The sequence below is a fragment of the Ktedonobacteraceae bacterium genome, assembly GCA_035653615.1.
Taxonomy (GTDB): Bacteria; Chloroflexota; Ktedonobacteria; order Ktedonobacterales; family Ktedonobacteraceae; genus DASRBN01.
Genome location: DASRBN010000025.1, coordinates 24,907 through 51,529, shown reverse-complemented (window position 1 = coordinate 51,529; position 26,623 = coordinate 24,907). Strand labels below are relative to the sequence as shown.

At 52.6% G+C, this 26,623-nt stretch carries 29 protein-coding genes and 1 pseudogene; 11 read left to right on the top strand and 19 right to left on the bottom strand.

Annotated features, from left to right (window positions below; translation table 11 throughout):
- Nucleotides 1–6 precede the first annotated feature (6 nt).
- Nucleotides 7–594, top strand: a complete 588-nt coding sequence (locus tag VFA09_12905) for a class F sortase (protein ID HZU68168.1) — start codon at nucleotides 7–9, stop codon at nucleotides 592–594.
- A 158-nt stretch (nucleotides 595–752) separates the two neighbouring features.
- Here the strand turns inward: VFA09_12905 and VFA09_12900 are convergent, their stop codons facing one another.
- The gene (locus VFA09_12900; protein HZU68167.1) at nucleotides 753–1,940 is read right to left on the bottom strand and encodes a bifunctional nuclease domain-containing protein; all 1,188 of its coding nucleotides are present in this window, start codon (nucleotides 1,938–1,940) and stop codon (nucleotides 753–755) included.
- Between the two features lie 107 nt (nucleotides 1,941–2,047).
- A complete protein-coding gene (locus VFA09_12895) occupies nucleotides 2,048–3,241 on the bottom strand; it encodes an acyl-CoA dehydrogenase family protein (GenBank protein ID HZU68166.1) in 1,194 nt (397 codons plus the stop codon).
- A gap of 517 nt (nucleotides 3,242–3,758) precedes the next feature.
- Here VFA09_12895 and erm point away from each other — a divergent pair.
- The gene (erm, locus tag VFA09_12890; GenBank protein HZU68165.1) at nucleotides 3,759–4,625 is read left to right on the top strand and encodes a 23S ribosomal RNA methyltransferase Erm; all 867 of its coding nucleotides are present in this window, start codon (nucleotides 3,759–3,761) and stop codon (nucleotides 4,623–4,625) included.
- Between the two features lie 69 nt (nucleotides 4,626–4,694).
- Here the strand turns inward: erm and VFA09_12885 are convergent, their stop codons facing one another.
- Nucleotides 4,695–4,988 (bottom strand): DUF2442 domain-containing protein, encoded by a 294-nt coding sequence (locus VFA09_12885; protein ID HZU68164.1) that lies wholly within the window; start codon nucleotides 4,986–4,988, stop codon nucleotides 4,695–4,697.
- An 8-nt stretch (nucleotides 4,989–4,996) separates the two neighbouring features.
- A complete protein-coding gene (locus VFA09_12880) occupies nucleotides 4,997–5,359 on the bottom strand; it encodes a DUF4160 domain-containing protein (protein ID HZU68163.1) in 363 nt (120 codons plus the stop codon).
- 115 nt (nucleotides 5,360–5,474) lie between these two features.
- Here VFA09_12880 and VFA09_12875 point away from each other — a divergent pair, with 115 nt between their 5' ends.
- Nucleotides 5,475–5,885, top strand: a complete 411-nt coding sequence (locus VFA09_12875; GenBank protein ID HZU68162.1) for a cupin domain-containing protein — start codon at nucleotides 5,475–5,477, stop codon at nucleotides 5,883–5,885.
- 55 nt (nucleotides 5,886–5,940) lie between these two features.
- Nucleotides 5,941–7,152 carry a tRNA-dihydrouridine synthase gene (locus VFA09_12870; protein ID HZU68161.1) on the top strand — a complete coding sequence of 404 codons (1,212 nt, stop codon included), beginning with the start codon at nucleotides 5,941–5,943 and terminating at the stop codon, nucleotides 7,150–7,152.
- Between the two features lie 5 nt (nucleotides 7,153–7,157).
- Here the strand turns inward: VFA09_12870 and VFA09_12865 are convergent, their stop codons facing one another.
- Nucleotides 7,158–7,859, bottom strand: coding sequence for a DinB family protein (locus VFA09_12865; protein HZU68160.1), 702 nt, complete (start codon nucleotides 7,857–7,859; stop codon nucleotides 7,158–7,160).
- 226 nt (nucleotides 7,860–8,085) lie between these two features.
- On the opposite strand from VFA09_12865, the gene VFA09_12860 reads away from it, so the two are divergent.
- The 5 genes from VFA09_12860 (at nucleotide 8,086) to VFA09_12840 (ending at nucleotide 13,387) form a co-directional block, all read left to right on the top strand.
- Nucleotides 8,086–8,490, top strand: coding sequence for a hypothetical protein (locus VFA09_12860; GenBank protein ID HZU68159.1), 405 nt, complete (start codon nucleotides 8,086–8,088; stop codon nucleotides 8,488–8,490).
- A 167-nt stretch (nucleotides 8,491–8,657) separates the two neighbouring features.
- Entirely contained in the window at nucleotides 8,658–9,503 is an 846-nt protein-coding gene (locus VFA09_12855; GenBank protein HZU68158.1) for a histidine phosphatase family protein, read from the top strand.
- Between the two features lie 97 nt (nucleotides 9,504–9,600).
- Nucleotides 9,601–10,434: a hypothetical protein gene (locus VFA09_12850; protein HZU68157.1), complete on the top strand. Its 834-nt coding sequence runs from the start codon at nucleotides 9,601–9,603 to the stop codon at nucleotides 10,432–10,434.
- A gap of 181 nt (nucleotides 10,435–10,615) precedes the next feature.
- Nucleotides 10,616–11,839 carry a glycosyltransferase gene (locus tag VFA09_12845; protein HZU68156.1) on the top strand — a complete coding sequence of 408 codons (1,224 nt, stop codon included), beginning with the start codon at nucleotides 10,616–10,618 and terminating at the stop codon, nucleotides 11,837–11,839.
- A 168-nt stretch (nucleotides 11,840–12,007) separates the two neighbouring features.
- Complete coding sequence (locus tag VFA09_12840) at nucleotides 12,008–13,387, top strand: selenium-binding family protein (GenBank protein ID HZU68155.1); 1,380 nt, start codon at nucleotides 12,008–12,010, stop codon at nucleotides 13,385–13,387.
- A gap of 140 nt (nucleotides 13,388–13,527) precedes the next feature.
- Here the strand turns inward: VFA09_12840 and VFA09_12835 are convergent, their stop codons facing one another.
- The 4 genes and pseudogenes from VFA09_12835 to VFA09_12820 all read right to left on the bottom strand — a co-directional run bounded on the left by VFA09_12835 (nucleotide 13,528) and on the right by VFA09_12820 (nucleotide 16,643).
- Nucleotides 13,528–14,499 carry a GNAT family N-acetyltransferase gene (locus tag VFA09_12835; GenBank protein ID HZU68154.1) on the bottom strand — a complete coding sequence of 324 codons (972 nt, stop codon included), beginning with the start codon at nucleotides 14,497–14,499 and terminating at the stop codon, nucleotides 13,528–13,530.
- Between the two features lie 508 nt (nucleotides 14,500–15,007).
- A pseudogene (locus tag VFA09_12830) lies at nucleotides 15,008–15,145 on the bottom strand (zinc ribbon domain-containing protein).
- A 66-nt stretch (nucleotides 15,146–15,211) separates the two neighbouring features.
- Nucleotides 15,212–16,213 (bottom strand): amidohydrolase family protein, encoded by a 1,002-nt coding sequence (locus tag VFA09_12825; GenBank protein ID HZU68153.1) that lies wholly within the window; start codon nucleotides 16,211–16,213, stop codon nucleotides 15,212–15,214.
- A 16-nt stretch (nucleotides 16,214–16,229) separates the two neighbouring features.
- A complete protein-coding gene (locus tag VFA09_12820) occupies nucleotides 16,230–16,643 on the bottom strand; it encodes a metal-sulfur cluster assembly factor (protein HZU68152.1) in 414 nt (137 codons plus the stop codon).
- Between the two features lie 230 nt (nucleotides 16,644–16,873).
- Here VFA09_12820 and VFA09_12815 point away from each other — a divergent pair, with 230 nt between their 5' ends.
- Nucleotides 16,874–17,584 carry a class I SAM-dependent methyltransferase gene (locus tag VFA09_12815; protein ID HZU68151.1) on the top strand — a complete coding sequence of 237 codons (711 nt, stop codon included), beginning with the start codon at nucleotides 16,874–16,876 and terminating at the stop codon, nucleotides 17,582–17,584.
- Between the two features lie 25 nt (nucleotides 17,585–17,609).
- On the opposite strand, the gene VFA09_12810 is transcribed toward VFA09_12815, so the two are convergent.
- Nucleotides 17,610–17,915: a hypothetical protein gene (locus VFA09_12810; protein HZU68150.1), complete on the bottom strand. Its 306-nt coding sequence runs from the start codon at nucleotides 17,913–17,915 to the stop codon at nucleotides 17,610–17,612.
- Nucleotides 17,916–17,923: 8 nt separating this feature from the next.
- On the bottom strand, nucleotides 17,924–18,283 hold the full coding sequence (locus VFA09_12805) for a heavy metal-binding domain-containing protein (protein HZU68149.1): 360 nt from the start codon (nucleotides 18,281–18,283) through the stop codon (nucleotides 17,924–17,926).
- Between the two features lie 174 nt (nucleotides 18,284–18,457).
- On the opposite strand from VFA09_12805, the gene VFA09_12800 reads away from it, so the two are divergent.
- On the top strand, nucleotides 18,458–19,447 hold the full coding sequence (locus VFA09_12800) for a cobalamin-binding protein (GenBank protein ID HZU68148.1): 990 nt from the start codon (nucleotides 18,458–18,460) through the stop codon (nucleotides 19,445–19,447).
- A 76-nt stretch (nucleotides 19,448–19,523) separates the two neighbouring features.
- Here the strand turns inward: VFA09_12800 and VFA09_12795 are convergent, their stop codons facing one another.
- The 8 genes from VFA09_12795 to VFA09_12760 all read right to left on the bottom strand — a co-directional run bounded on the left by VFA09_12795 (nucleotide 19,524) and on the right by VFA09_12760 (nucleotide 26,610).
- Nucleotides 19,524–19,778, bottom strand: coding sequence for a hypothetical protein (locus tag VFA09_12795; protein ID HZU68147.1), 255 nt, complete (start codon nucleotides 19,776–19,778; stop codon nucleotides 19,524–19,526).
- 223 nt (nucleotides 19,779–20,001) lie between these two features.
- Nucleotides 20,002–20,229: a hypothetical protein gene (locus VFA09_12790; GenBank protein HZU68146.1), complete on the bottom strand. Its 228-nt coding sequence runs from the start codon at nucleotides 20,227–20,229 to the stop codon at nucleotides 20,002–20,004.
- Between the two features lie 160 nt (nucleotides 20,230–20,389).
- A complete protein-coding gene (rimM, locus tag VFA09_12785; GenBank protein HZU68145.1) occupies nucleotides 20,390–20,950 on the bottom strand; it encodes a ribosome maturation factor RimM in 561 nt (186 codons plus the stop codon).
- An 11-nt stretch (nucleotides 20,951–20,961) separates the two neighbouring features.
- Nucleotides 20,962–21,192 carry a KH domain-containing protein gene (locus VFA09_12780; protein HZU68144.1) on the bottom strand — a complete coding sequence of 77 codons (231 nt, stop codon included), beginning with the start codon at nucleotides 21,190–21,192 and terminating at the stop codon, nucleotides 20,962–20,964.
- Nucleotides 21,193–21,215: 23 nt separating this feature from the next.
- A complete protein-coding gene (rpsP, locus tag VFA09_12775) occupies nucleotides 21,216–21,515 on the bottom strand; it encodes a 30S ribosomal protein S16 (GenBank protein HZU68143.1) in 300 nt (99 codons plus the stop codon).
- Nucleotides 21,516–21,667: 152 nt separating this feature from the next.
- Nucleotides 21,668–22,828, bottom strand: a complete 1,161-nt coding sequence (locus VFA09_12770; protein ID HZU68142.1) for a hypothetical protein — start codon at nucleotides 22,826–22,828, stop codon at nucleotides 21,668–21,670.
- Nucleotides 22,825–24,792, bottom strand: a complete 1,968-nt coding sequence (locus tag VFA09_12765; protein HZU68141.1) for a glycosyltransferase family 2 protein — start codon at nucleotides 24,790–24,792, stop codon at nucleotides 22,825–22,827. Before VFA09_12765 ends, VFA09_12770 begins: the two co-directional genes overlap by 4 nt.
- 333 nt (nucleotides 24,793–25,125) lie before the next feature.
- Nucleotides 25,126–26,610: a hypothetical protein gene (locus VFA09_12760; protein ID HZU68140.1), complete on the bottom strand. Its 1,485-nt coding sequence runs from the start codon at nucleotides 26,608–26,610 to the stop codon at nucleotides 25,126–25,128.
- Between the last annotated feature and the right edge of the window lie 13 nt (nucleotides 26,611–26,623).

Genomic DNA, 26,623 nt, shown 5'->3' with positions numbered 1-26,623 from the left:
TGAATCATGAAGAAGGCGTTACTCTACCTTGGCCTGGTACTGCTCGTGGTTCTTGCCGTCGGATACTATAACTATGCCAACAGCATTATCTCAATCAATAACAGCAGTTCGACGCCGACCGAGCCATGGCAGCCGGCCCGTTTAAGTATTCCACGCCTGCATATCAATGCGCCGGTTTTAAGCGTCGGTAAAACGCCCTCAGGAGCAATGGATGCGCCGGTATCCCAGGCCATCAACTCGCCTTATTGGACAAGTGTCTTCTGGTATAACGTTGGTCCGGCCCCCGGGCAGGCCGGCAACGCGGTCATCGCCGGGCATGTTGACCGCGTCGGCGGCGACCCGGCTATCTTTTGGACCCTCAGCGCCCTTGAACCCGGCAACACGCTTTCAGTGATTACTTTGGAGAAAAAAACGCTGCATTTCGTAGTGAACCGCGTCATCAGTTATCCCGCGAACGCGCCCAGCCAGTATGTAATCAACGCGGTATTTGGCCCCACTACGGCCCACCACCTCAATCTGATCACCTGCAGCGGTGTCTGGACGGGTCACGGGTACGACCAGCGATTGGTCGTCTTCACTACGCAGACGAATTGATTCTTTCTCAGCAAGTCATAAAAAAACGGGCCAGCCATGTCATTCTGAGCGAAGTAAGCCGAAGCCCTTCGTTCCTCAGGGCTTCGGCTTACTTCGCTCAGAATGAGGCGGTTTGTTTGGAAGCTATTTTTGGCCATACCTGTATTGTTAGAAGTTCGTTACTGCGTCAATATCCGTAATATGCGTTGGAACTGCCTGCCGTAGTCCTCCGCCGCCAACTTAGGCCTGGTAAGATCGAGCGTTGCGAGTTGTAATTCCTGCGACTCATCTCCTTCTAGCATAGCAGTCGTACCTGGTTCTATGCGATGCAGCGTCTTCCCTTCTGGCAAAGCGACACTGGCTTTTTCGAGGATCTCATCCGCGACATAGACAGGGCTGCCGGTTACGACGGCAAGAGCAAGGGCATCGCTTGGACGCGCATCGACCTCATTCACAGTGTCGCCGCTGCGAATCTTCGCGATCGCATAGAAGACCTCATCCTTGAGCGATTCAATGCGTACCTCTTCAAGTGTTGCTCCCGCGGCTTTCAATACGCCGGCTATGAAGTTCATCGTCATGGGCCTCGCCAATTGAGATTTACTCAAACCCATTTCTATAGCAGCGGCCTCTGCCGGGCCGATCCAGATACCAAGCACCCTGCGACCCGCTTCGTCCAGCAACACGACCATCGAAGTATCGCGCTCTTTCGTCCCTGGTTTCAAGAAACTTACAGCTTCTACAACCGTCACCTTGATCATTGTTTGCCTCCTCTGTCGTAACGAGGAATCCTCCGGCTCCCAATCGGGGAGCGCCAGAAGATGCTCTTTTAACTGTTTGCGGGCTTTGTACAATCGCCCCTTTACAGCGACAACGGAAATTTCCAGGATCGCAGCTACCTCACGTAAACTGAACTGCTCGTAGTAGAACAGCAGTGTCGCGGCACGTTCCCTGGGCGAAAGCGCCTGCACAGCACGCAGCATGGTGCGATGCAGTTCGTGTTCTTCAACGAACGCCTGCGGGTCCAGCAGCGCACCGGAGAATGTAGTGGCGTCGATGCTCATGCCGCCCATCAGCGCCTCCAGCGAGTAGAAATCAAGCTTCTGGTCGCGCAGGTAGCCCCGGCAGACATTCAAGGTAATTCCATAGAGCCAGCTTCTGAAACGGTCGCTATCCCGTAGATGATCGAGCGATAAATACGCCTGTAGGATGGCCTCCTGCGCCAGTTCCTGGGCAATAAAGGCATTCGTCACCATACCCATGGCAATACGCTCGGCCATGGGTTGATAACGCTCGATAAGCTGGCCAAAAGCGCGCTTGTCACCTGCGCGCGCCAGGATTACCAACTCAGCATCAGATTGCTCATCCACGGCTGTTTTTGCTCACTCACCAGGAAAACCGGCATGCCACTACTCTTTTCCGTTGCTAAAGAGTAGTGGCAAAAATCGAAAGGAAGGTTACTTTTTTGCAGAGCAGATCAAGAGAAGGCATTCAGTCCGGTGATGGCCTGACCAATGATCAGGGTATGGATATCGTCCGTACCCTCATAGGTATAGACCGACTCCAGGTTGTTCTCGTGACGACTGATGGGGTATTCCAGCGTGATGCCATTCGCGCCAAGCACCGAACGGGCCTCGCGCGCGGTTTTGAGCGCCTCGCGCACATTATTGCGTTTCGCGACCGAAACCTGCACCGGGTGCAACAACCCCTCATCCTTAAGACGACCCAGTTGCAGGGCAAGCAGTTGCGCCTTAACCAGTTCGGTTGCCATGACCGCCAGTTTCTCCTGCACGAGCTGGAAGCTGCCGATTGGGCGACCGAACTGGATGCGTGTCTTCGCGTAATCCAGCGCAGCCTCGTAGCAGGCCCGGGCCGCGCCGTTCGCCCCCCAGGCAATACCGTAGCGAGCCTCATCCAGGCAAGACAGCGGGCCGCGCAGCCCACGAATGTTGGGCAGCATATTCTCGACAGGAACGCGGCAATCCTCGAAGTGTAACTCAGAGGTAACAGAAGCCCGCAGTGAGAGCTTATGATGAATATCGCTGGTCGAAAAGCCGGGCGTGCCGCGTTCGACCAGGAAGCCACGAATACCATCCTCAGCTTTAGCCCAGACAACGGCCAGGTCTGCCATGCCACCATTGGTAATCCACATCTTCGTACCATTTAGAACATAGGAGTTGCCATCGCGGCGCGCGCTGGTACGCATGCTGCCAGGGTCGCTACCCGAATCCGGTTCTGTCAGCCCAAAACAGCCAATCACCTCGCCCCTCGCCATACGCGGCAGCCAGTGCTGCTTCTGTTCCTCGCTACCGAAAGCGTAGATGGGAAACATGGCCAGCGAGCCTTGCACGGAGACGAACGAGCGCAGGCCGCTGTCACCGGCCTCCAACTCCTGGCAGGCGAGGCCATAGCAAACGGCATTCAATCCGGCGCATCCATAACCTTCAAGATGCATGCCCAGCAGGCCAAGGTCGGCAATCGCAGGGATGAGTTCGCGCGGAAACGTGCCGGCCTCAAAATGCTCGCCAATGATGGGCAAAACACGCTCCTGCACGAATTTGCGCACGGTATCGCGCACCAGGCGTTCTTCCTCACTCAGCAGGTGGTCGATGTAATAAAGATCGGTTGCGGATGGCAACTCAACATGTTGTTCAACTTTTGTTTCTGCCATAAATATATCACTGCCTTTCTTGCACGGTAGTACGGGTTTTTAGACGATTAGGGAAATGTATGCTCTTCGTTGAGCAACATACTACCATGCTGATTATTATATCTCAGATTCAGGATGGTATCTGGCAGTCTCTTCCTTTCCCTTCTGCTTTGATCTCGCGCTGAGATAACAGTACAATACATTTCTGGCAAGGTCAAAGAATATGGAGCTTTTTGTTTGTTAAATCAATGGACAACATCAATCCTATACGCTATAATAAGCCCATTATGAATGGATGTTATTCGGAAGGTTTCACTGGAATGACACGAATCCGGCAGGTCTGAGCGGAGCCCATCTGGGGTCTACTGCTTGAACATGCACGTTCCGCGTCTCGCTTTTGATGAACGCGGATGCTGTGTGTTGCCTGCCTGTCGCACCATCTTTTCAAGATCGGGCTTCGCATCGAGTCGCATGAGCTATATGGCTCTGCGGCTTTTTTGTGCCTGTCGTTCGCCCCTCGTCTTGAAAGGAACGTGTGATGTCATCTGCTTCTCACCGGCGTATCACCTACGCGCAACATTTTTTGAAGGATTCCTGTCTTGTCACCTCGCTGCTCGCCCGGTGCGATATCAATTCCAATGATGTCGTGTATGAAATTGGTCCTGGCAAGGGCATTATTACGGAGCAGCTTGCCTTACGCTGCAAACAGGTTGTGGCCATCGAGATAGACCCCTGCCTGACAACTATGCTTCGCCAGCGATTCGCGAGCACGCCTGATGTGATAATCCGCGAAGGCGATTTCCTGGAGTATCATTTGCCTCGCAAGCCGTACAAAGTCTTCGCGAATATTCCATTCAATATCACTGCCGCTATCGTAACCAAGCTGACCTTAGAGGAAAATCCGCCCGAAGATGCTTATCTTGTAATGCAGAAAGAGGCCGCAGAGCGATTCCTTGGTAAGCCGCACGAATCGCTCTACTCAGTGTTATTGAAACCCTGGTTTGAAGTCGAACTACTGCATCGTTTTCGTCGCAAGGATTTTACGCCTCCACCACATGTTGACGTGGTCATGTTGCGCCTGCGAAAAAGGGGTCCGCCCCTGGTGAATCGCGCCGATAGGCAATGTTTCCGCGATTTTGTTGTGCATAGTTTTACGGCATGGCAACCAACGCTGGGACATATTCTCAAGGACATTTTTACGAGACCGCAACTCAAACACATACGAAGAGAACTGGAAATCGACCTTGATGCAACGCCAACATCGCTAACATTTGAACAGTGGTTGAACCTGTTCGAATGCTTCAAAAAAGTGGGCAACAGAGAGGCAATGGATAAGATTATGGGGAGCGAGAAGCGGCTGAGACAGCGACAAAGTAATTTCAATCCTCGCCGGGAAAAGGTTTAGTTCCTGCCACTTCTCTGTGAGGAGCGTATAATGGTCAAAACCCGAACACGTCAGGGGCAAATGCATACATTAGACAAGCTGGCCGCTTTCATCAGAGGCATCAGCTTGAATAGCCCATGCTGGAGTGAGGCCATAATAGAGTACATCAGGGTCGATGTCTGCTCCATTCGGCCATGCTATTGTACCTTCTTCAACCTGTAAGGCATGAAACAAAGAAAGATCGTTCCGAATCGGCTCGAAGATGGGGCCATGAAGGTAAGGAGCAAGATTTATTTCTCGTCTTGAGCCATCAGTAAAAAGCACATTGACAGTGAATCCCTCAACGGGTTCGGCACTCTGAACTCGAACCAATGACTTCGTCATATCTCGTTCTACCTCTCAGATAAAGGAGCTATTTGTTTAAGGGCCATGCCTTTCCTCGCCAATTCCCAATTTTCCATAAGTTCCTTATTGTGTGTCGCAGTCCACTTGAGAACCAGGTCAAGTTGTGACTTAGGAAGATATCCCTTAAGCACTTTTGGCGCTGCAATTGTTAAAAAGATCAAAATTATGGCCTCATACTCACCCCATTTCGCATGAAAATGCGGTGGCATATGATCATTATAATACATATAGATCAGGATGCCAAAGAACTGACTGATACGCGGCATAGTACCCCCTATTAGCGTTTTTTCTTCATTGAAAGCGCTAATTATTATGAGTGAGATTATAGCCTCATCAATTTGCAATGTCAATAAGAGATTCTCTTTACCAGTATCATAGCTTACTCAACCTGTATCCGATGCAGGAAAAGATGCTATCATACACTCAAGCCATTGCGTATCTTATTTCCATTTCGAGAGGTAAACCATGCTTTTTGATGAGACAACCGTTCCTGAACATTTGCGCATCCAGCTATCGGGTCTCCTTGAGCCGGGGATGATACATAACCGTGTCATGCGTTTTGAAGAACTGTATGAGTCCTTGCCCAAAGATGCGAGCGTACGAGTAGGCGTTTATACGTCGGAGATTGCTCCAGGAGGACAAACTTCCTGGCACTTTCACAATGGCGCAGGATTTTTCCTGGTGTTGCAGGGGAGAGTCACGATCGAATTTAAGGATTCGACTCGCCATTACCAGGCTGGGGATGCCTATGCGGAACCAATTGGAGTTATCCATCGCGCGGTAAATCCCGAGCCAGAAATTCCATTTCTTTGCGTCGGCTTTGTCGTTACTCCAAGGGATCGTGAGCATGTCGTGAACGTCAAGGAACCATGGTGACGCTAAACAGCACCGATTGACCACTCTCCCCAAAACAGTGTATGATAGTGAGGCTATGAAATATCCATCATTCTGGGATACCCTGCAACAACCTATTATCGGACTGTCCCCCATGGACGGCGTTACTGACGCGCCATGCCGCACGATGCACGGCCTTTATGGTCGTCCTGACGTGGTGCTGACCGAGTTCACGAACGTCGAGGGCCTGTGGCGTGGCAGCGACCGCATTTTCCGCGACTTCTTATACACGCCTGCGGAACGGCCCGTCGTGGCGCAAATTTTTGGTTGCCGCCCCGAATACTTCTACAAGGCCGCGCACGTCGTCTGTGAGCTGGGCTTCGACGGCGTCGATATCAATATGGGCTGTCCCGCCCGCACCGTCGCCAACAAAGGTGGGGGAGCAGCGCTGATTCGCATGCCAGAAACGGCCAAAGCTATCATCCGCGCAACACAGCAAGGCGTGCGCGACTGGGCCAACGGTCAAACATTGGAAGACCTGGAAATGGAACCGCAGCGCATCCAGCGCATCCGCCAGATGAATGAAGAGCGGGTGCGCATCTGGGGCGATACTCCACGTGTCGAGCGCCGCCTGCTGCCCGTTTCGGTCAAAACGCGCCTGGGCTACGACTCCATTGTGATTACCGACTGGGTACAGGAACTGCTGGAACTCGAGCCTGCCGTCATTTCGCTGCATGGGCGCACGCTTATGCAGCACTATAAAGGTGAAGCGAACTGGGATGCCATTGCAGCTGCCGCCGAAATCGTGCGCAAAACCGGTACCTTGATCTTCGGCAACGGCGATATCCATAACCTGTACGAGGCCGCGCAGCGCATCCGCACCACGGGCGTCAATGGTGTATTAATCGGACGCGCTACATATGGCAATCCCTGGCTCTTCCGCAACCGCGAGAAGCTGAAGGTGCTGCTCAACGCGGGCATTAATCCAACTGTCGATGACCTGCCGGATGTCATGCCGACGCGCGAGGAGCGGCTGCGAATGGCACTCGAACATGCTCATGTACATGCCAGACTCAAGGGCGAAGACCATTATGTCGAAATGCGCAAGCATCTGGGTTGGTACTTAGGCCACTTCCCCGGCGCCAAGCAGGTACGCCATGCCCTCGTCCGTATCAACAGCCTGGCAGACGTTGAGCGCATCATTCATGCCGCGCTGGAGCATCCCGAAGCATTTGAGGATGACGAGAGGCCTGATGAGCCTGTTGAAGAGGAACATAACGCGGAACTGGATATGGTTTGCTCCGCCTGATCAGGCTAAATAGCCATCCCTCTCTTCAAGCTCCTGGCAATCTCCCGCATCCAGGGATAATGCTCGCGCAGGTGCTGGGTCATCCTGCGCAGGACTTTAGTCGCGGTCCATTCCTCGCCATCGTGCAGGTAAACGCGCGTGCGCTGCTCTGTCGTCAGGTCGTGCAACAGCAGTTCAACGTCCATCGCATTATCGAATAGAGCCATCGCAATGTCGGATTGCAGGTCCGGGCCGGGGTTTGCCGGTGGATTATCCATCAAGCGGGATGCATACCAGGCTTCGGTCTTCACGATATGCGCCATATGCTGTGCCAGCGACCAGTCCCCGGGATGCAGCACTCGCTCGCAATCGTGTTCTGGTACGTCTTCATACAACTCAAGCAGTTCGGTACGCGCCACCGCGGCTACATTCAGCGCCTTATCAATTTCCATATCATCAGGTGGCACCAAATCTGCCTCAAATCTAGGACCCTTATTGCCATCGATGGCCGCTAACCGCTCTTTGACGACCACAGAGATATCGCTCCCGTCGTCTTCAACGATGGTTATATCATTTTTCTTTAGCCAGTTCAGGTAGGCAGAGACCGCATTGGGCGCGTTTTTCAGCGCCTCTTCAAAGGTAGGTGCGGAAGAAAAACATCCGGGCAAGTCGCGGAAAAAGAGTATACTCTCACCAGGCCAATCTTCAACCAGGGTATAATACTGCATCACATGTATCTCCTCTTATCGTCTGTTCCAGGCAAAGACTTTATTTGATTGATCTTTTCTGTGATGATAACACGCTGAGGTTGCGTAAAGAAGCTCTTGAGAGGGGCAACTGAGCATTTTTTCCTATGAGGCGGTGTTGACACCACGTGGCCAATTTGTCGCCCCAGGTATAATGAATGTAGATAAATGGATTGCAGTGAAGTGGATGAGGAGGATCAGACATATCATGAATAACGAACAGCCAGTTTTTCCGCCTGCCCCCATGGTACGCCTGCCACAAATTCCCCCACAGCAGGTCGCGACAAGACGACAAAAATATGCCAGACCTGTATTGACACGCTATACTGTGCAGCCAATGCCTGTGACACCACGTCCCGGTTTACTACCATACTCACCATTTCAAACCCGGCTACCAGACACTCCGCCAGTAGCGTCTCTAAGCTCCCCGGCAACACGAACACTCTCCCCCAGAAATACCGGTACCACTTTGAGTCCGCGTATGCTTTATATCCCACGCACTACCAGGCATAGAGAACCCGGCTTAGGCGAGTCGCTTATGGGATGTGCTCTGCTGCTGTTGATAGCTATCGTCGTATTAGTGCTGCTCTACTACCTTTCCTCGCCAGGATAATACACCAGCAACCACTGCCAGGCAATCCGCGCTTGCGCCTGAAACGTTTGCGCTATACAATAAGAACACATTGTTTGGTCGAGCATCTCCCAGGAGAGCCCCTACAAGAATCCGGACTCATGTACAACGTGCGCCGGTCTTAGAAATGTTTGAGACCAGGTAAATCGATGTCGATAAAAGCCTACCTGAAGTGGTTGAGCAGCGTTGTACGGGGCTGGCTTTTTGTCTTGTGGATTTACTTGAGTGCCGGCTGGCGCTTTTGCCGCTGGCGTATTCAATTATGGTACAGGCAAACGTATATGGCGGAAAGTGAAAGTACACAGGCTGCTACGAAAAAAACCCTGCTCTTTATCCGGCATGGGCAAACGACATGGAATGTTGAACACCGTCTCCCTGGACAACTGCCAGGAATAGAGTTGAATGATATAGGACGACAACAGGCCGCGCGGCTCGCGGACGCGCTTTCAGTGTTACCGATCAGCGCAATTATCACCAGTCCCCTGGAGCGGGCACGTGAGACCGCCGAAATTCTGGCGCAGCCACGCGGCCTGACCGTACAACTTGAGCCTGGCCTGATGGACACAAATGTTGGTCACTGGGCAGGGCAGGTCTTCGACGAACTCTCTAAAAATGATCCGGCGTGGAAAGCGTTCGTGCGCGACCCAACGAAAGGACCGGAGGACGTCGAGACCTTTCCCCAGGTACAACAGCGCGTCGTGGCTGCCGTCAATCGCTGGCTTGAACACGATTCAACCGGCAACTACCCGGCGTTTGTAGCCCATGCTGATATCATCAAGTTGCTGCTCGCACACTATACCGGCCTGGAAACGGCACGCGCAGGGTCCCTGTCCATCGATAATGCTTCTGTCAGTATTGTCGAAGTGGAGGGAGAACACCGGCCACGCGTCGTCGCCGTCGGCTGGAATCCTCATCCTGGCTGGCTGAAACCGCCCTCTTCTGAGCCCGAGAAGCCCAAAGCCGAGGGACAACAGGAGGGCGAGCAGAAAACCTGATCATCTGCCCAATCTTAAAAAGCCGCGTTATGCCAACGATACCTCTCGCAATGCAGGTATCCTGGCGCAAACATAAAACGTGGAAGGGAACTACAGTATGTTTGATCCGCGTGATCCTTATGAACGCTATTGGTGGCACTACGATTCGAGACGCCCACTCTCGATGGCACAAATTATCGCATTGAAAAGCGTCGATACCGAAACGGTGGCGCTCATCTGGTTGCTGCTGGAACATGGGGCATCATTAACCGTAGCAGGCCCAACCGATCCGCAGCCGGGCATTGGCAAAACCACCACGCTGAACGCGCTGCTACAGTTTTTGCCGGAGGGAACAGCCCTGGCCTATATGTCTGGCATGTACGAGAATTTTGCGTTCACACAATTGCCCGATATTGACCCGGCGAAAACCTATGCCCTCTGTAACGAGGTCAGCGACCACCTGCCCATCTACATGTGGGGACGCGTCGCGCGCCGCTACCTGACCTTGCCCGCGAAAGGATATCATATCGCAACGAGCGTGCATGCCGATACCATCGACGATGTGATTTACATGTACCAGCATGACCTGCGCGTACCTGTACAGGATATTCGTCGTTTAGGGCTGGTTATTAACATTGGCGTCGTTGGTCGCGTTTATCCGTTGCGCCGGCGCTGGCTCACCACACACTTCCTGCAGCCCCATGCCGATCCTAAGCGCCCCGATGTCGTCATACCCATTCCACTCTCCCTGTGGAACAAATTCGATGACACCTTTGAACATGCTGATTCATCCATCCTCGACGACCTGGCAAATTGGTCCGGCATGACAGGTTCAGAGTTCTCAACCGCGCTCCAGCGCCGCATCGATTGCCTGGAAGAAGTCTCTCAAGGCCAGGGTATCGATATGAATGAGATGTACAGCGTCATTGAAGAACTGAGGAAAGGCGATTAATTGGCCGATTCCTATCCAGGAGAATTATTTTCTCGCTGTAATTGTTCCAGTAAGTTAGAGGACAATACGAAGAAAGGAGGCAAGCCATGCTGAGTCACAAGCAATTACAAAGCGAAGGACGCTGGCCACGCATCTGCAATAATTGATTAACTGTACTATCCAGGAGAGGAGCATACTCAATATGAGTTATTCTGTTGCCATGATCAGCGTCCACACGTCTCCGCTCGATATACCGGGACGCAACAAGGATGCTGGGGGCATGAATGTATATATACGCGAACTCGCACGCGAACTGGGCCGTTCTCAGGTGACGGTCGATATCTTTACCCGCCAGACCCGCCCAAACCAGTCATCAATCGTTCAACTCACACCCAATGTACGGGTCATCCATGTGAAAGCGGGGCCTACATCCCCCATTTCCAAGCACGATCTTCACCACTACCTGCCTGAATTTCGTCACCATATCGAAGCATTCAGACACAGAAATGGGAAACCCTACGATGTGCTACATAGCCATTACTGGCTTTCGGGCATGGTCGCGATGCCACTTGCACGGTGCTGGGATATTCCGCATGTTACAATGTTTCATACCCTGGGCCATCTGAAACAACTGGCAAATCCCAACGCATCGGAACCGCTCTTACGGTTGGAAATGGAACGCCAGCTTATTCAGCATGCCGACCGCATCATCGCTTCCACTTTTGATGAGCGGCAGCAAATCATTCGCCATTGTGGAGCGACACCCGGCCAGGTAGAGGTTATTCCCTGCGGCGTCAATCTCGAACTTTTTTTTCCATATGATCGCAAGCAGACACGCGAAAAACTCGGACTGAAACAACACACACCCACTCTGCTCTACGTAGGCAGACTCGATCCTTTCAAAGGGCCTGATCTCTTGTTGCAAGCCGCTGCCTTGATGAAAGAAAGGGCAGAGATTCTGATCGTCGGAGGAAAGCTATCAGGAGACAGAGAGCTAGATCGACTACGCGAACTGGCGCGAAAACTTCAGATAAGCCAGCGCGTCCATTTTCTTGGCGCTCGCCCACAGCACGAATTACCGGTGATCTATAGCACCGCCGACGTTACCGTCGTTCCGTCTTATCATGAGAGCTTCGGGCTGGCCGCAGTGGAATCGTTGGCATGCGGCACGCCGGTCGTAGCGACTCGCGCGGGTGGATTAATGACAGTCGTGCATCATGGCGAAACAGGCTATCTTGTTCAACGCTGCCCCGGCTTTTTCGCGGAACGTCTCGATTTCCTGCTGCAACACCCAGAAATACTCGCGCAGTTGCGGGCAGCCGCTCGCCCGTCTGTCATTCAATACAGCTGGAAGCATGTGGCCGGTCAGATGATGAATGTTTATGAGGATGTGGTTAGCGCTGCAAAGTGCCTCGTTGCCCAGTAAGAGCCTACCGGCAGGTAGCATATCCGTACTTTGGTCAATTGACAGCCACTCATAGGTAAGACATAATGAAATCGCTCTTCTTTGTTGAAGAGTGTACGCATGATGGTCATTTGTGAGAGGGATGATACAGCAACATTCCTCTTCTGCGACGAAAGGAGATTTGTACCTGTGGCAGATGAACATGCAATGCATCATGAGGATGATTCTTGCTGCGGACCTGGTTACGCTTCGCCCGAAGAAGCGATGAAGGCCGAACCTGAAAAGGTGCTCTACAGCATCGCGTTATACGAGGGAACAGGGATCAATGAACCTGATTATCTCGCTACTATTGATGTTGACCCTGCATCCCCTACCTACTCGCAGGTAATTTATCGAACTCCCATGCCGAACGTTGGAGACGAACTTCATCATTTCGGCTGGAACGCCTGTAGTTCCTGTCATACGGATGCAAGTAAGTCGCGAAACTTTCTCATTATTCCGGGCAATTTATCCAGCCGCATTCACGTTGTGGATGTCTCTGACCCCAAAGCGCCTAAACTGCACAAGGTCATCGAGCCTGAAGAGGTAAAGGAGAAGGTGAATCTGACTGCTCCTCACACCGTCCATTGCCTGGCGGATGGTCACGTGATGATCTCTATGCTTGGCGATAGCCAGGGCGAGGCTCCCGGTGGCTTCCTACTGCTCGATGAGGATTTTAACATCGCAGGGCGCTGGGAAAACAAGGCCCATGGCATGCGCTTCAACTACGACTTCTGGTACCAGCCGCGCCATAACGTTATGGTTAGCAGCGAATGGGGCGCGCCCAATACCTATACCAAAGGGTTCAACCTGGAAGATGTCGCTGCCGGTAAGTACGGGCGCGGGCTGCACTTCTGGGATTGGGAGAAGCACGAAATCGTTCAGAGCGTTGATCTGGGCGAGGATGGATTAATCCCGCTCGAGGTACGTTTCGTCCACAATCCTGATAGCACGCATGGTTATGTTGGGGCCGCGCTCAGCAGCAATATGTGGCACTGGCACAAGTCCGACGGCAAGTGGCAGGTTGAAAAGGTCATCGATATCCCATCCGTTGAGCTAGAGGGCTGGCCGATTCCGGTGCCGTCCTTGATCACCGATTTCTTGATTTCGATGGACGACCGGTTCCTCTACCTGTCGAACTGGCTGCATGGCGATATTCGCCAGTACGATATCAGCGATCGCTCGCATCCCAAATTGACCGGCCAGGTGTGGTGCGGCGGTTTGCTGGGGAAAAGCGGGCCAGTACAGGGACACAAACTCGAAGGTGGTCCTCAGATGCTCCAATTGAGCCTTGATGGCAAGCGGTTGTATGTGACCAACTCGCTCTACAGCACCTGGGACAACCAGTTTTATCCTGAGCTCGCGAAAACCGGCTCGTATATTTTGCAAATCGACTGTGACACCAATAAGGGTGGCATGCGTATCAACGAAAATTTCTACGTTGATTTCGGCAAGGAACCGGCAGGCCCGGCTCGCGCCCATGAGATGCGCTACCCTGGCGGCGACTGCACCTCGGATATCTGGGTCTAACGCATCTAGAGAACCGGTCGAGAAATAACGCTGGGGAATCTTCTGACAGAAGAATATCTCCAGATTTGGGCAAGGGATGGAAGAGAGCTTATGAACTCTCTTCCATCCCTTTCTCTGCGAAACAAGCGATGGAAAAACGTTCAGGCGGTCATGGCAAAAACCTTGTGATACATGTATACCCGGCACAGCAATTGAAAGCCGACGGCTTCATAAATGAAACGCGAGGAAGTAAACTCCGTATTCTTCTCCTCCTTTCCGGGATGTTCGCCTGTCACCAGTGCCGCCTGCATGCCTCGTTCGCGTAAACGCTGTAACCCGCCAAGCATCAGCGCCGTTGCCAATCCTTGACGACGAAATTGTGGGCGCGTTCCCACCGGTTCAAACAGGCCCACGCGGTTCACCGGGTCCACCCAGCAAATGCAGCCCGCTGCCGGTGTGCCATCAGGGGCCAGGATCATCAGATCGAGTTGAGGATCGTATTGGGGCATCTGCATCACTGCCAATTGGCGCAAGGTTGCTTCCTTGTAGGTCTTGCTCCCCCGTGGGAAAAAAGCATCACGTTGCAGCGCAGCCCGCATCTCCGCTTCAGCCTCTCCAGCAATCGGGCGAAGCGTGAATCCTGCTGGCAAAACGGGTGCTGGCACAGGCTCGATCAGCGGTCGGCGGTAGCAATGATAGTACTTTTCCTGGCGCTCATATCCTTCATGTTCAAGAAAACTTGCCATCCCCAGATCATCGTCGGAGGCTAAACCCCAGGCTTGTTCCCATATCTCATACTGGTTCTCGCCCTGTTCTAGAGCGCGCTCTTTTATGCGCTGCACTCCCCACTGGCGTACCATAAGATAGCGCTCGTGCGTGCGGAAGTCGGGATGAAGCAGGCAGACGATCTCATTCCCGTTAACGATCCCGAGAGCAAGCGCCTCACCATTTTCTTGATACCAGAAATGCCAGTTCTGCTGATCGTCAAGCGAACCATCCCGGCACCACCATTGCAGGTCGCCAATGTGCGGATAATCGGCCTGTGGATCGCGTGAGCGACAGATGGTGACAAATTTCATGGCTTCTAGAAGAGCTGGCCCGCCATTACGAGCAAGCTTCTGTGCTGTGTTCATGTGTCTATCTCCTTGTTTTTCTGATTGCTGTGTTATTGAATGCTTTCTGTGGCTGATCGGCGGGATTTCTCGCGATCAGAGCTTGCGCTATTGCCGTCAATACATCGTTTCACCTGCTTTCATATGGATAACAAATGCGCAGATAGATACCACCTCATTGCGGTAACATCGGCAAAAGCAGGGAAGAAGCAATCTGCATCAAGCCAGGTGAGCGAGCAAAGAGATGGTGCGCTACCCGGCGACGAGGAAAGAAACGAGGGGAGAAAGTGTGCCCAACACACGATACCCAGTTGACATCTCAACTGAGGTCATGAGGAAGCATGGCACCCATATCTCGCCGTATAAGCCGATCTTGTGCCGGGGCTTATACGGCGAAGGCGCTCGTGTTACGGTTGCGGTTGCGATGGATCATCCATCCAGGGATTTTCATGTCCCCTCTCAAGTAAAGAATATTCATGGAGATAGTGTACCATACGGTTGGGGTATATATCAATGACGACTTCCCCGGCTAAAGCGCGGCGGCTTCTCGGGCTAAACCCAGGCCTTGTCGTCCCAAGGCCAGAATATTCAAAGCAGCATTGAGGTCTCGATCGAGATGCAACCCACAGCACGGACAAGCGAATATCCGGCTCTCCAAGGGCATCTTTTGCCGATGCCCATACGTAAAGAAAGAGAACGCTCAGCGTCAAGTTCTGAGCGTTCTCTTTCCTTTTCATCCTTTCAATTGAGCCACTTTCTGCTCGACATCGATCCCCATCAAGCGGGCAAGGTTGCCGCCGAGAATCTTCTTTTTGGCCTGGGTGGTCAATTGTGGGTAGCCGTAGCCGGACACGAGGTCTTCGGGCAGTTCAAAGTTCCAGAAGGCGTCGAGCGCCCAGCGCGGGTGCCAGATGGGCGTCTCACCGCCATAGAGTATCTTGTCCTCGCCACACCAGAACATCAGCTTGCCCATATTTTCGGCGAAAACACGAGGCGCGCGCACGACGAAATTCAAGGTTGCCGCTATCGAGGCATACAGGTTGGGATAGCGCACCAGCTGCCAGCAAATCTCATCGATGAACGGCAGGCCCACGTGGAAAATGATGAAGTTGAGGTCCGGGAAGTTAGCGGCGGCTCCGTCCATATCCCAGGCCTGTGTATGCTCGATAGGCTGCGGGCCAAGCGGCACGCCTTTATGCACACCAATGGTGGTCACACCGAGTTCGAGGGCCTTTTCAAATACCGGGAAAGCCACACGTGGATCATCCATGCGCCAGGGGAACGGCTCTCCATAATCATAGCGCACATTGTAGAACTTGAAACCTTTCGCTCCATACTCTTTGACCTGCCGCTCCATCAAATCGAGGGCTTTCTTGCCCTCCAATGGATTGACACTGCCCCAAAAGACGGCACGATCAGGATATTTCTGAGCCATAGCCGCGCATTTCTCCCACTGCGATAGACCATCATAGAAGAGGTCGGTGAGCGGCAGAGGCTGGGCTACAATCATGTCAGTGCCCGACTCCTCAAAGACCATCTGAGCAATCTCGTCGATATTCCATTCACGCAGAAACTCTTCTGGGCTGAGCAGGCGCTCCCCTGGAGGCGTCAGCACCTGGTGGAAGGCGTACAGGTGATTAATGAACATCTGCCCCGGCTTGCCAAAGGCATTGGTCAAGTCGAAATTAAAGACATGACAGACGCAGTCAAATACAAAGGCATCATTGTCTAGCATGGACGAATCGCTCCTTTCATGAAGCTGTTGCCTGAGAGGCAGAGGATTGAGCCTCACGTTCAAGTCGACGCTGGCGCAAGGGTAGCAGTTTTGCCATCGGCAGGGTGAGCTTTTCGCGCGCACTGGCAGTCATGCGTTCGGGCGTCCAGACGGTGTTCCAGACGATTTCGGTGTCCACCTCTCCCACTCCCTCGATGGCACGCACATTCTGGTCAATCATCTGCAACAAATGGGTTGAAAACGGGCACCAGCCAGAAGTGAGCAGCAGTTCGACGCGCACATCGTGCCCATTTTCTGCTACCTTCACATCCTGGATCAGCCCCAGCTCAACGACGCTGACTGCACGCTCTTTGCAGCACGGGTCATAGCATGTTTGCAAGACCTCAAAGACCTGCTCTGGCGTGACCTGGCGTTCTTCATTGTTGGGCAAGAAAGGACTCCTTTTAGCTCATGAGGAAGATACATCTACGAGGAACGACTTACGAACCAGTAAAAGGGCTGTGCAGTTCGGGCAATGAAATAACCCCATGATGCAAGTATAATGATTAGAGGAATGAAGTACAAGGGGTAAAGAATCCGAAATGACAAAAGACCCTGCATCTGCTATCATTAATTCCTGACTTACCTTCGACTTACATCCTAATATTTAGGAGAATCGCTATGTTTACCAAATCTGAAGCGATCTACGACGCCATCTATAGCACCATGAAGGATTATGCCAAGGAGGCAGAGCAAATCCACGCCTTAATCCAACAGTATAAGCAATCTGCCGGAAACAGATTGCTCGATATCGCCTGCGGAACCGGTGGGCATCTCCCTTTCTTGCAAGAACATTACTCGGTTGAGGGGCTTGACCTGGACGAACAGATGCTGGCAATTGCTCGCCAGCGCAACCCAGGCGTGATTTTTCATCATGCTGACATGATCGACTTTGCATTAGGGCGCCAGTTTGATGCCATCATCTGCATGTTCAGTTCAATTGGTTATGTCAAGACGGTTCCGAGATTGTATCAGACGCTGCAAACGATGCGCCGCCATCTCCTTCCAGGCGGAGTCGTGATTATTGAGCCATGGCTGACTCCTCAGAGATTTAAACCTGGTCACATCGGAACCGTCTTCGTGAATGAACCTGATTTGAAGATTGCGCGCATGAATACTACGGAAGTGGAAGATGGCATCTCAATTATGGACTTTCACTACCTTGTGGCGACTCCCCAAGGGATTGAGCATTTTACCGAGCGACACGAAATGGGACTTTTTACACACGAAGAATACATGAGCGCATTTCGGGCCAGCGAATTGGATGCGGTATTTGACGAGGCTCCTGATAAGTTGATGGGAAGAGGATTATATATCGGCGTGCTTCGCTGATCCACGCACTATCCTTTCGAAGCAGCTAAGATTCTCCCTGGTTGGGCACTTCTCGATAATCGCGCTCACCCGTTGCTCTATTGTAGAACACTTCCATGAGCCGTTCGGTCGCCGGATCAACGAAACGCTCTCCGGTGGGTCGCCAGTGCCCCCGGGTTCGATCCACCTGCGCACGGTATCGTTTGCGCTCCAGGAGCATAGCACTCACCAGGATGAAGCCGTTCACTGCCAGATACACGACCAGCCAGAGCGCAGCGTGGACGATGAACAGTAACACCGCCGCGCCGGCTAAAGAGAGCAGACCATAGCCAAGGATTACTCCCCGTAGCATAGCTCTCCCTACCCCTCCGGCTCGATCACCACTGCCGTGCCATATGCTACGATTTCGCTCATCGTGCTGCCAATCTCTGAAGAGTCAAACTGCATCCGCACCACCGCATTCGCACCCATCGCGGTAGCGTTCTGAACCATCCGGTCAATGGCATGCCTGCGTGCATCCTCGAGTAGGGAGGTATATTCTTTGATCTCGCCGCCTGCCAGAGAGCGTAGACCGGCCATGATATTGCCTCCCAGGCCCCGGCTGCGCACTACGACTCCAAAAACCTGTCCCCTGGTTTCCACAATGCGATGTTGGGCAATCCCTTCTGTTGTGACGATCAGCATCATCTTCTCCTTTCGCTTCTCCCTCGTTGCCTGCATGCGAAGCGCTCCTTCTCTGCCGGCAGAACTCAATGGATAGAGCGTTTTGATTTCAATATTTCAACATGCATTGAAATGATAGCGCAAAAAAGCTCAGAAGTCAAGCAGGCAGAGATATGAAAACGATGATACAATTCTAGTAGAGAGGCGAAATCATGAGCGGAAGGAGAACACGTGCGCATAGTTTCTTTACTGGCAAGCGCCACGGAGATGGTCGCGGCGCTGGGATGCCTGGATCAACTGGTCGGGCGCTCTCATGAGTGTGATTATCCGCCAGAGGTGCTGGAACTGCCCGTGGTGAGCAGGGTACAGATCAATATTGAGGGGAGCAGCGCGGAAATCGATGCCCAGATTAAAGCTCTGGCCGAGGCACAACGTATGAATGCCACCAACACCCAATCCAGCATTGCTCTCGCGCCTGGCGATGAGGCCGCTTTCAAAGCCTTGAGTATTTATGCCATCGATATCGCGCAACTTCAGAAGCTGCGACCGGATGTGATCTTAACGCAGACGCAGTGCGAAGTTTGTGCTGTGAGCGAACGCGATGTCACTCGTGCCGTGCAGCAGTTGACAGGGATGGAGCCGCGAGTTATCTCGCTGTCGCCATACCGCCTAAGCGATGTGTGGGAGGATGTTTTGCGTGTCGGTGCTGCGCTAGGGAAACGCGAACAGGCCAGGGCGCTGGTTGAGGGTTATAAGCAGCGTCTGGCCAGCCTACAAGAGATTACCGCGACAAAAGCCGGGTTATCCGGCAAACCGCGCGTTGCGGTACTCGAGTGGCTCGATCCATTAATGGGCGCCGGTAACTGGACGCCCGAACTGGTTGCTTATGCCGGCGGCGAGCATGTTTTTGGCGAGGTCGGGCAGCATTCTCCCTGGATTTCGTGGGAAGAATTGCAGGCAGCCGATCCAGATGTGCTGGTGCTTTCACCGTGCGGCTATACGATTGAGCGTACGCTGTTGGACGTGCCGGTATTGCAAAGGCATGCTGTGTGGCAGAGCCTGAGCGCTGTAAGGAATGGGCGCGTCTATGCGATTGATGGCAATGCGTATATCAATCGTTCGGGGCCGCGTTTAGTGGAATCGGCGCAATTGCTGGCGCGGGTGATCTGGGGAGAGCAATTGGGAATTGAGGTTGATAGCAGCGCCTGGAAGCAATTGTAGCTTGATGAATGAAACGGGGCAATCTGAACATGCTTAGATTGCCCCGGTAATGCAGTATCGCGGACTGAGAAATAGATCAGGGATTGTTCGATCTTGGCGCAAGGCCCCAGAAGAGCAGGACGATAGCTACTATGAACAGCAAGAGCATCAGTCCCACCAGGTCATCTACCACGTCTGAAAGATCGAATTGGAAAACGGCTGCCGCGATAAAGAGCAGTACTATCAAGGCTCCGATGATAGGGAGAATTAACATCACATTCAGGCGTGAACCGGGTTTTGATGGGCGCGGCTCGCTGCCCGCATAGGTGATATCTGTATCGAGTGGCTCCATAGAGAACCTTTCTATATCGCCGGGGTTAGTACAATACCTGTTCCCGCACGTACAATAAACGAATCGACAACTCCTCTGTTAAGATGGAAAACAACCCGCGAACATGCCGGTACTTGCATGAAGACGGGCAATCCATCTCAGGGACTATTATAGTCCTAATGAGTGTTGAACGCAACCGTTAGCAGCAAAAAAATGCCATAAAAAATGGCCCTGCCGGGCCTACCTAGTGAGTCTGCGTAGAGGACGACCAGTTACTTGACTCCTTATGCAGGATCGATATCGGAGCATCGCCGTATGTATATGAAATAGTTGGCAGCGAGCGAAACTTGTTGAGATAACGGCGCAGTTCTAATGCATTGACCGAATACATCGATCCATCCACGGTTGCGGGGATTCTGCCTTCAGCAAGCGCGCTACAGAGGTCGGCAAACGTTGGAACACGGTCAGTCATGAAACACCCCCTACAAAACTGTAACTATCGATCGGATGAGCCGTCTGTGAGTAACTTCATCCTCTTACTTGAGATACGTTCGTACCTACTCCTGGGTTTCATCCTTCCTTTCCACTTTACCCGAGAGAACACCCGGCGCAGGTTTTTTATTCCGTCTGCTTTATTCTTCGAAGTCTTTATCCTCCTCTTCTGACTGATCTTCATCTAACAGGCCTGGAAGCGGATCGATATACATGGTACCGCGGATCACATCTATTTGTTTGATAACATCTTTGATCGCCGGAATCATTACTTGTTTTCCTTGAGGAGTTTTAATGGCATAGACATCGTTGCTACCGGTGACAATAATATCAACGACCCGGCCCAGGTCACGACCGTTTACGGTAAAGACATGCAGGCCCAAAATATCATGCTGATAGTAAGAACCAGGTGGAAGTTTCGCCATCTTACTTTCTGGAATTTGCAAGTTGATGCCACGCAGTGACTCGGCAGCATTCGCATCATTGATGCCCTCCAATTTCAACACGATCATTTCACCCTTGTAAGGCCGCACGCTCTGAATGTGATAGCGGATATGTTCCGAACCGGCATAAACCGCGTCAAGCTCTACAAAACGGTCGGGTATATCCGTCAGCAGGCGTACTTTGAGTTCGCCGTGAATGCCAAAAAGAGCTACCACGTTCCCGATAGTAGCCCATTCAGTGTTATTCTGTCCCGGCACATTGCCCTCTTTTATTGAATCTCTAGCGAAGTATGACGACCCTCACGCGCGCCGCCCGCGCGCAAAAGCGCGCGCATTGCCTTGGCGACTCGCCCCTGGCGGCCAATTACCTTGCCATAATCATCAGGAGCGACGTGCAATTCCAGCACCAGGGCATTGCGATCGTTGCGAACTTCGCGCACCTGCACGGCAGATGGATCATCAACCAGTGATTTCGCGATGTACTCGATGAGTTTGCGCATATTCAACCCTCATCTGCTCTTATTTATTCGGACTCGGTAGAAGCTGGAGCGGCAGTCGCTTTTTTCATCTGCTCGAAGCGATCCAGTATGCCAGCGCGTTTGAGCAGGCTGGTGACCGAATCGGTCGGCTGGGCACCATTTTTGAGCCAGCCCAGGGCCTTCTCCTCGTCGATATGAATCGCGGACGGCTCGACAAGGGGATTGTACCAACCAATATTTTCGATAATGCGGCCATCACGCGGCGAACGCGCATCTGCGACGACCACTCGGTAGCTGGGGGCTTTGGTCTTGCCCACCCGTTTTAAACGAATTTTGACAGACATGTGTTCTTTTTCTCACCTCTTCCCCACCAGTTATGGGGTTATTTCTTTGTATATATGGCAATGCCGCGTTTCAGCGCAGCAAATACGAAATTCCTGAACTACGGCCCCACTAGAATAGCACGGAGCGCTTGAATTGTCAATGATCATTCTGATCAAGCTTGCGGAGACGTGTACCACTTGTGAAGAACCTTAGCCGCCGGCTTCCAGTTTGGCTCAAACAGTGGGACAGACCAGGCCCAGAAAAAGATGCCGGTGATATGAGAATCGGCCAGGACGTTTACGAGGGCAGCGTTGTAGGCCGCGGCCTGCATATTGGGGTCGGGCGGCTCTGCCTGGGCCTGAGCATCACGCTGCCATGGACGGTAAAGGGCATAAGCGCTGTCGCGATACCCTATTTCTGACACCAACACCGGTTTGCCGGTCTGCTTAGCAAGTGAATCTAGCACTACGCTGATATTTTCTTTCCAGAGACGAGGCAGTGTAGCAGGGTTAAGCCGCTGCGGTGTATCCGCCAGAGGAACATAGACCGAAACGCCGATAGCCGATAGATGGGGATTGTTTAGCCACGTTGGAAGCGAACTGTACAATGATGACCAGTTAATATCATAGGTCAATTTCCCATGAAAAATCGAACGAATACGATCAATTAGCTGGTTCCAGAAGAATGGCGCAACCATCTGAAGTTTATCAAACTCTGTGCCGATGGCCAGTTGCTCTGCCTGAGCCTGGGCAGCTGCCTGTACAAATGGTTCATATGCCTGCCAATAGCTATCAAACCAGGCCTGGGTCTCTTGTTGAGAGGCAAACTGGATAGACCCTGACCAGGTCAGGATACCGTTAGCCGATACAAACGGTACCACAAATACATGATAGTGCATGGCATGGGCGCTACGTATACCCGCCGCAAAAGCCTGCGGAGTAGGCGTGAAATTGGCCGTAGTAACTTGCGTGGAGTACACCGAGGCTTGATAGAGGTTAACGGGTATCTCGATCCACTGAGCTGCCGTCTGCTTTTGTATATCACTCAAACCAATGCGCCAGTTGGCGTCGCTGTCAGAATAGGCAGTTGTGCCCCATTGCGGAAAGACGATGCCAGTCTCGAATGTGGGTCTATGGAAGCGCTCTTGTAAGGTGCTCCCTTGATCTCTCACATTCAGTATCTGCCGTTGAATGGTTGCCGCCGTAGTATGAGAGCGCAGCGAGAGATGCAGGAAAGGTATATGCCCGCTTAGGAGGAGACTCTGAAAGAGTACCCCTATGATCATCAAGACAAACGAGACGATGAAGACACGATAGGAGGCAAAGCGTTTCACTGCCCTCGTCCTCCACCGCCGCTCCAGATTTCCTCGAACGGCATGGGTATGGCATTATTGTTCTTCTCTTCTCTGGCCCGCAGGTCTTGCCGTCCCAGGGACGATTGACCGGGAACTTTCTGCGCCTGTAATCGATATTGCGCCATAGGAGAGCTACCTATGGCATCACTTTCTCCTGAAAGCGTTGGTGACAACTGCTGTTGCCAGGGGGCCGCCAGCCCTGGCATGAAAGACCCTGCTGGCGCCGGAGCAGGGAGAGCTGGCTTGTGTCCATTTTTTTCTGCAGCCAGGCTAGGCTTGGAGATGACGAAAAAGCCCTGCTTTGGTCGCAAGCTATACAGCACACCCAGCGCTTCCAATAATGCGAACCAGAAGCTGCACAACACCAGTAGCCATGAGACAACTCGCTTCAAGAGCGACTCAACGCGCCCTTTTTTCAAGAACGGGTGCGGGCATTTCGCCTGCACATCTATTCCTTGTAAGTATGCCAGGGTAAAGGTGGCCCAGGCGAAATCTGCCGGGATGCGCATCCAGCGAAACGGACTTGCATGTACGAATAAAGCCAGCAGCGCTACTAGCAGTGGCAGGAATGCAAGCTGCCAGAGAATGGTAAAGATGCCCAGGCACATTCTGTAAATAAAAGGAACCTGTTTATCATGCAGCACGGCTCGAATGCCTGAGAGCCAGCGGCTGCGCTGCCGCACGAAATCTTTGACGCGCTGTGGGGGCTGTTCGTGCAGATAACCGTCTACCCAGGCAAAGCGATACCCCTGCGCCCAGGCTCGCAAGGCCCAGGCGGCATCCTCTGTTATAGAATTTGCTTTACCAACATCGAACGAAAGCTGCTTATCATCCAGTCCACGCACGACGATAAAGGAGCCATGGATGCCAAACATAGGCGTCCCCAGGGCATATTGCAGGCGAAATCTGCCGAGGTCATCGGCGGTGCGCAGGGCATCAGCCCCCCGAAAGAACCAGTTCCCGCCCTGATAGAGTATAGCGCCCTGCCCGATCAAACCCTGGATGTGGTCTTTGTGCCTATCCTCTTGCTTGCGCGCCTCGAATTCAATGGCGCGCGAGACGAAGCGATAGAGGCCGGCCAGCATATGTTCATCGACCAGGCTTTCTTCGTCAAGATAGATATACCAGTCTTCTGCCTGCGTGGGGCTATGTTTCTGGCTTTCGTGCTGTAAGTATGTCAGGGCGCGCGCCTTAAAACGCGAGCGATTGGGCGTGACATAACCAGGTGGCACAACGTAGATGCGCGTATGAGGATCGCGCCCCATTTTCAGATTGATGGCACATTCGCTGATAATCTCTATACAATATGGGCCAACAGGGTGCGGATAGCGCGCGAAAGCATTGTGAACGGCTATTACACTATCTCGAAGGACATCGATGTTATCTCCACGCGTGACAAAGCGGAAGATGAGCCGGACCGGTCTCCTGGTAGGAGCAAACGCAAACAGGCCCGATCTCTGGAAAACGCTGGGAACAGCCACTGGCTCAGGATGGGCGCGCACTGCTTCCGCAAATATGAACCAGCCCAGCCAGAGAAAGATCGCCAGCGGCACCGGCGCAAGCCACGTCAGTTCCAACCAGCGCACACCCACGCGCCAGATAGAAGGCTGCGCGTGAATACGATCCAGCACGGACTGTAACTGGAGCAAGAGATATGTCAGCCCTATCGTTGCACCCAGGAGCCAGATACGGTAGAGCAGGGCGATGCATACCCGGTAGAGCCTCTGAGGGCCGGTGTGAACCGGAGATGGTCGTGACCTGGCCTGGAATGAACCGCTGTCAATCATGCTAGAACCATTCGCCCGGTCTCTTTGCATTGTCTGAGCGTAATGAGCCGTATAAGAGACGCTGGGAGGACGGGTAGGTAGCTGCGGTTGTGCGAGTCGCTGTTGTCGCAGTTGGGCCAGGCGTGCTGCTCGTTCCTCAGAACCATCAACCTGCATAGAAGACCTTTCTAGTTCCCCCCTGGTACTCGTCCTGCAGTTGGGCAATAGCCAATAAAGATATATTCGAACTCATCGATATTGAAGCTTGCGATATATTGATGAGCATAATAAAGCTCGCGGTAAAACATGACGCACTAGTAAACCCCTTCAAGCAGTATAACGCCTCTTGTAGGGCGAGGTCACACTGTGCCAAAAAGTACTGCTATGTTTCCGGTCCGCAAGCATGCTTGCTATTGCAAAACATGCTGCAAATGATGATGGAAATCACATAGCATCAGAAGCCTTAACAATACGGTGCAAGTATGGAGAGCGAGGTAGTCATTTACAAGATCACTGTGCCCTGGCCGATTTGAGGGAATGCGAAAGCGAACTGCCTGGATCATCTGCAGGCATAGGGCTATCCACTTCATAAGTGGGGGAGTAACTCATTGCGGTTTCCGAAAGGCTGTACGCCATGATTCTGTACCAGACTTTTCCGGCGGGTCTTTTTGGGTCGCTCCAGGGGGTACTGTTATCGGTGGCACATTGATAACAAATCGTCTTCCAGGGGCCATCCGGGCCTCCAGTCGAGCGCTGAACGCTATATTTATAGGCGCCCGCGACGCCTCGCCATTCGAGTCCGCCGCGAGTAGTGCCGGTAATGACCGGGGCGCCAAATAGACCTGGCGGCGGGACAGCCATTTCTCTCATCTGATAAGCGTGCGCCCGCAACAGCTGCGCGCGCATACGCATGTCGCCGGTATCACCAGGATAGTGTAAGGTATAGCCATCGTTGTGCTGTTCATAACCAGAAGTATCCTTGTGGCCGAAGAGCGACCAGAAAAGATCGCCTGAGATAGCATAGTTGGATTCGATATTGTTTAAAAAGCTGGGAAGCGCATCACCACCTTCCCGATTGTTCCATGCGTACTCTTCAGCGATAAAGACTTTATTCGCGCGTTGTGCCAGCCCCGCCTGCGTGTTTAAGGCGGAAATCGACATAGGATAGTACTGCCCCACGTACATATCGACGCTGCTGATATTCAGATCCTGCTCAAAGGTAGAAGAGGTATAACTTTGCCCGGTATTGCCGTCGATGACCAGGTGGTTGCTGTCGATAGATTTGATGTATGCGGAGATCGTTTGCACCCACGAGCGCGGGGCAAGCAAGCCGTTGCCGGTCTCCCATCCGAGAATAGTTGGATCATTCTTGTATGCAACACCGGTATAGCTATTCACACGGTTCAGGATGTGGTTGATATAGGTTTCAAAATCGCTGATGACGGTCGGATTGGTGTAGAATTGATTCTCATCTCGAATACCCCGCCAATCGGTGAACGTGTGTTTACCGCCATGATAATAGTGAAAATTATCGGTGAGTGGGATAATGAGGTGCAGGCCGAACTTCTTAGCCTCGGCAATAGCATAATCGACATGCCGGAAAGCAATTTCGTTAAAGATACCCGGCGACGGTTCAATGCAGAGGGAACAGCCGACGGAGATGCCCAGTGTGTGTGAGCGCACCACGGTAGCTCCCATCTCTCTGGCGGTAGCCAGCACATCATCGACGCGGAATGCCGTCGGGTAATCGATACCTCCCACATTTTCGTCTAAACCAAGCCAATAAATATTGGCGCCGGAGAAGCGAAAAACGCTGCCATCCAGGAGAAGCTGCGAGCCTGAACGTTGAATAAACTGCGCTGAGACTGCGTGCGTCGGCTGGCGAGCGACCTGTCGGGTCAGAACGAGAGTAAGCACAATAAGTGAAATGAGAATGGGAAAGAGAATAATGGACCAGTACCGGGCCAGGAGAGTGGGAATCTTGAGCGCCTTCATGTCATTTCCTCTT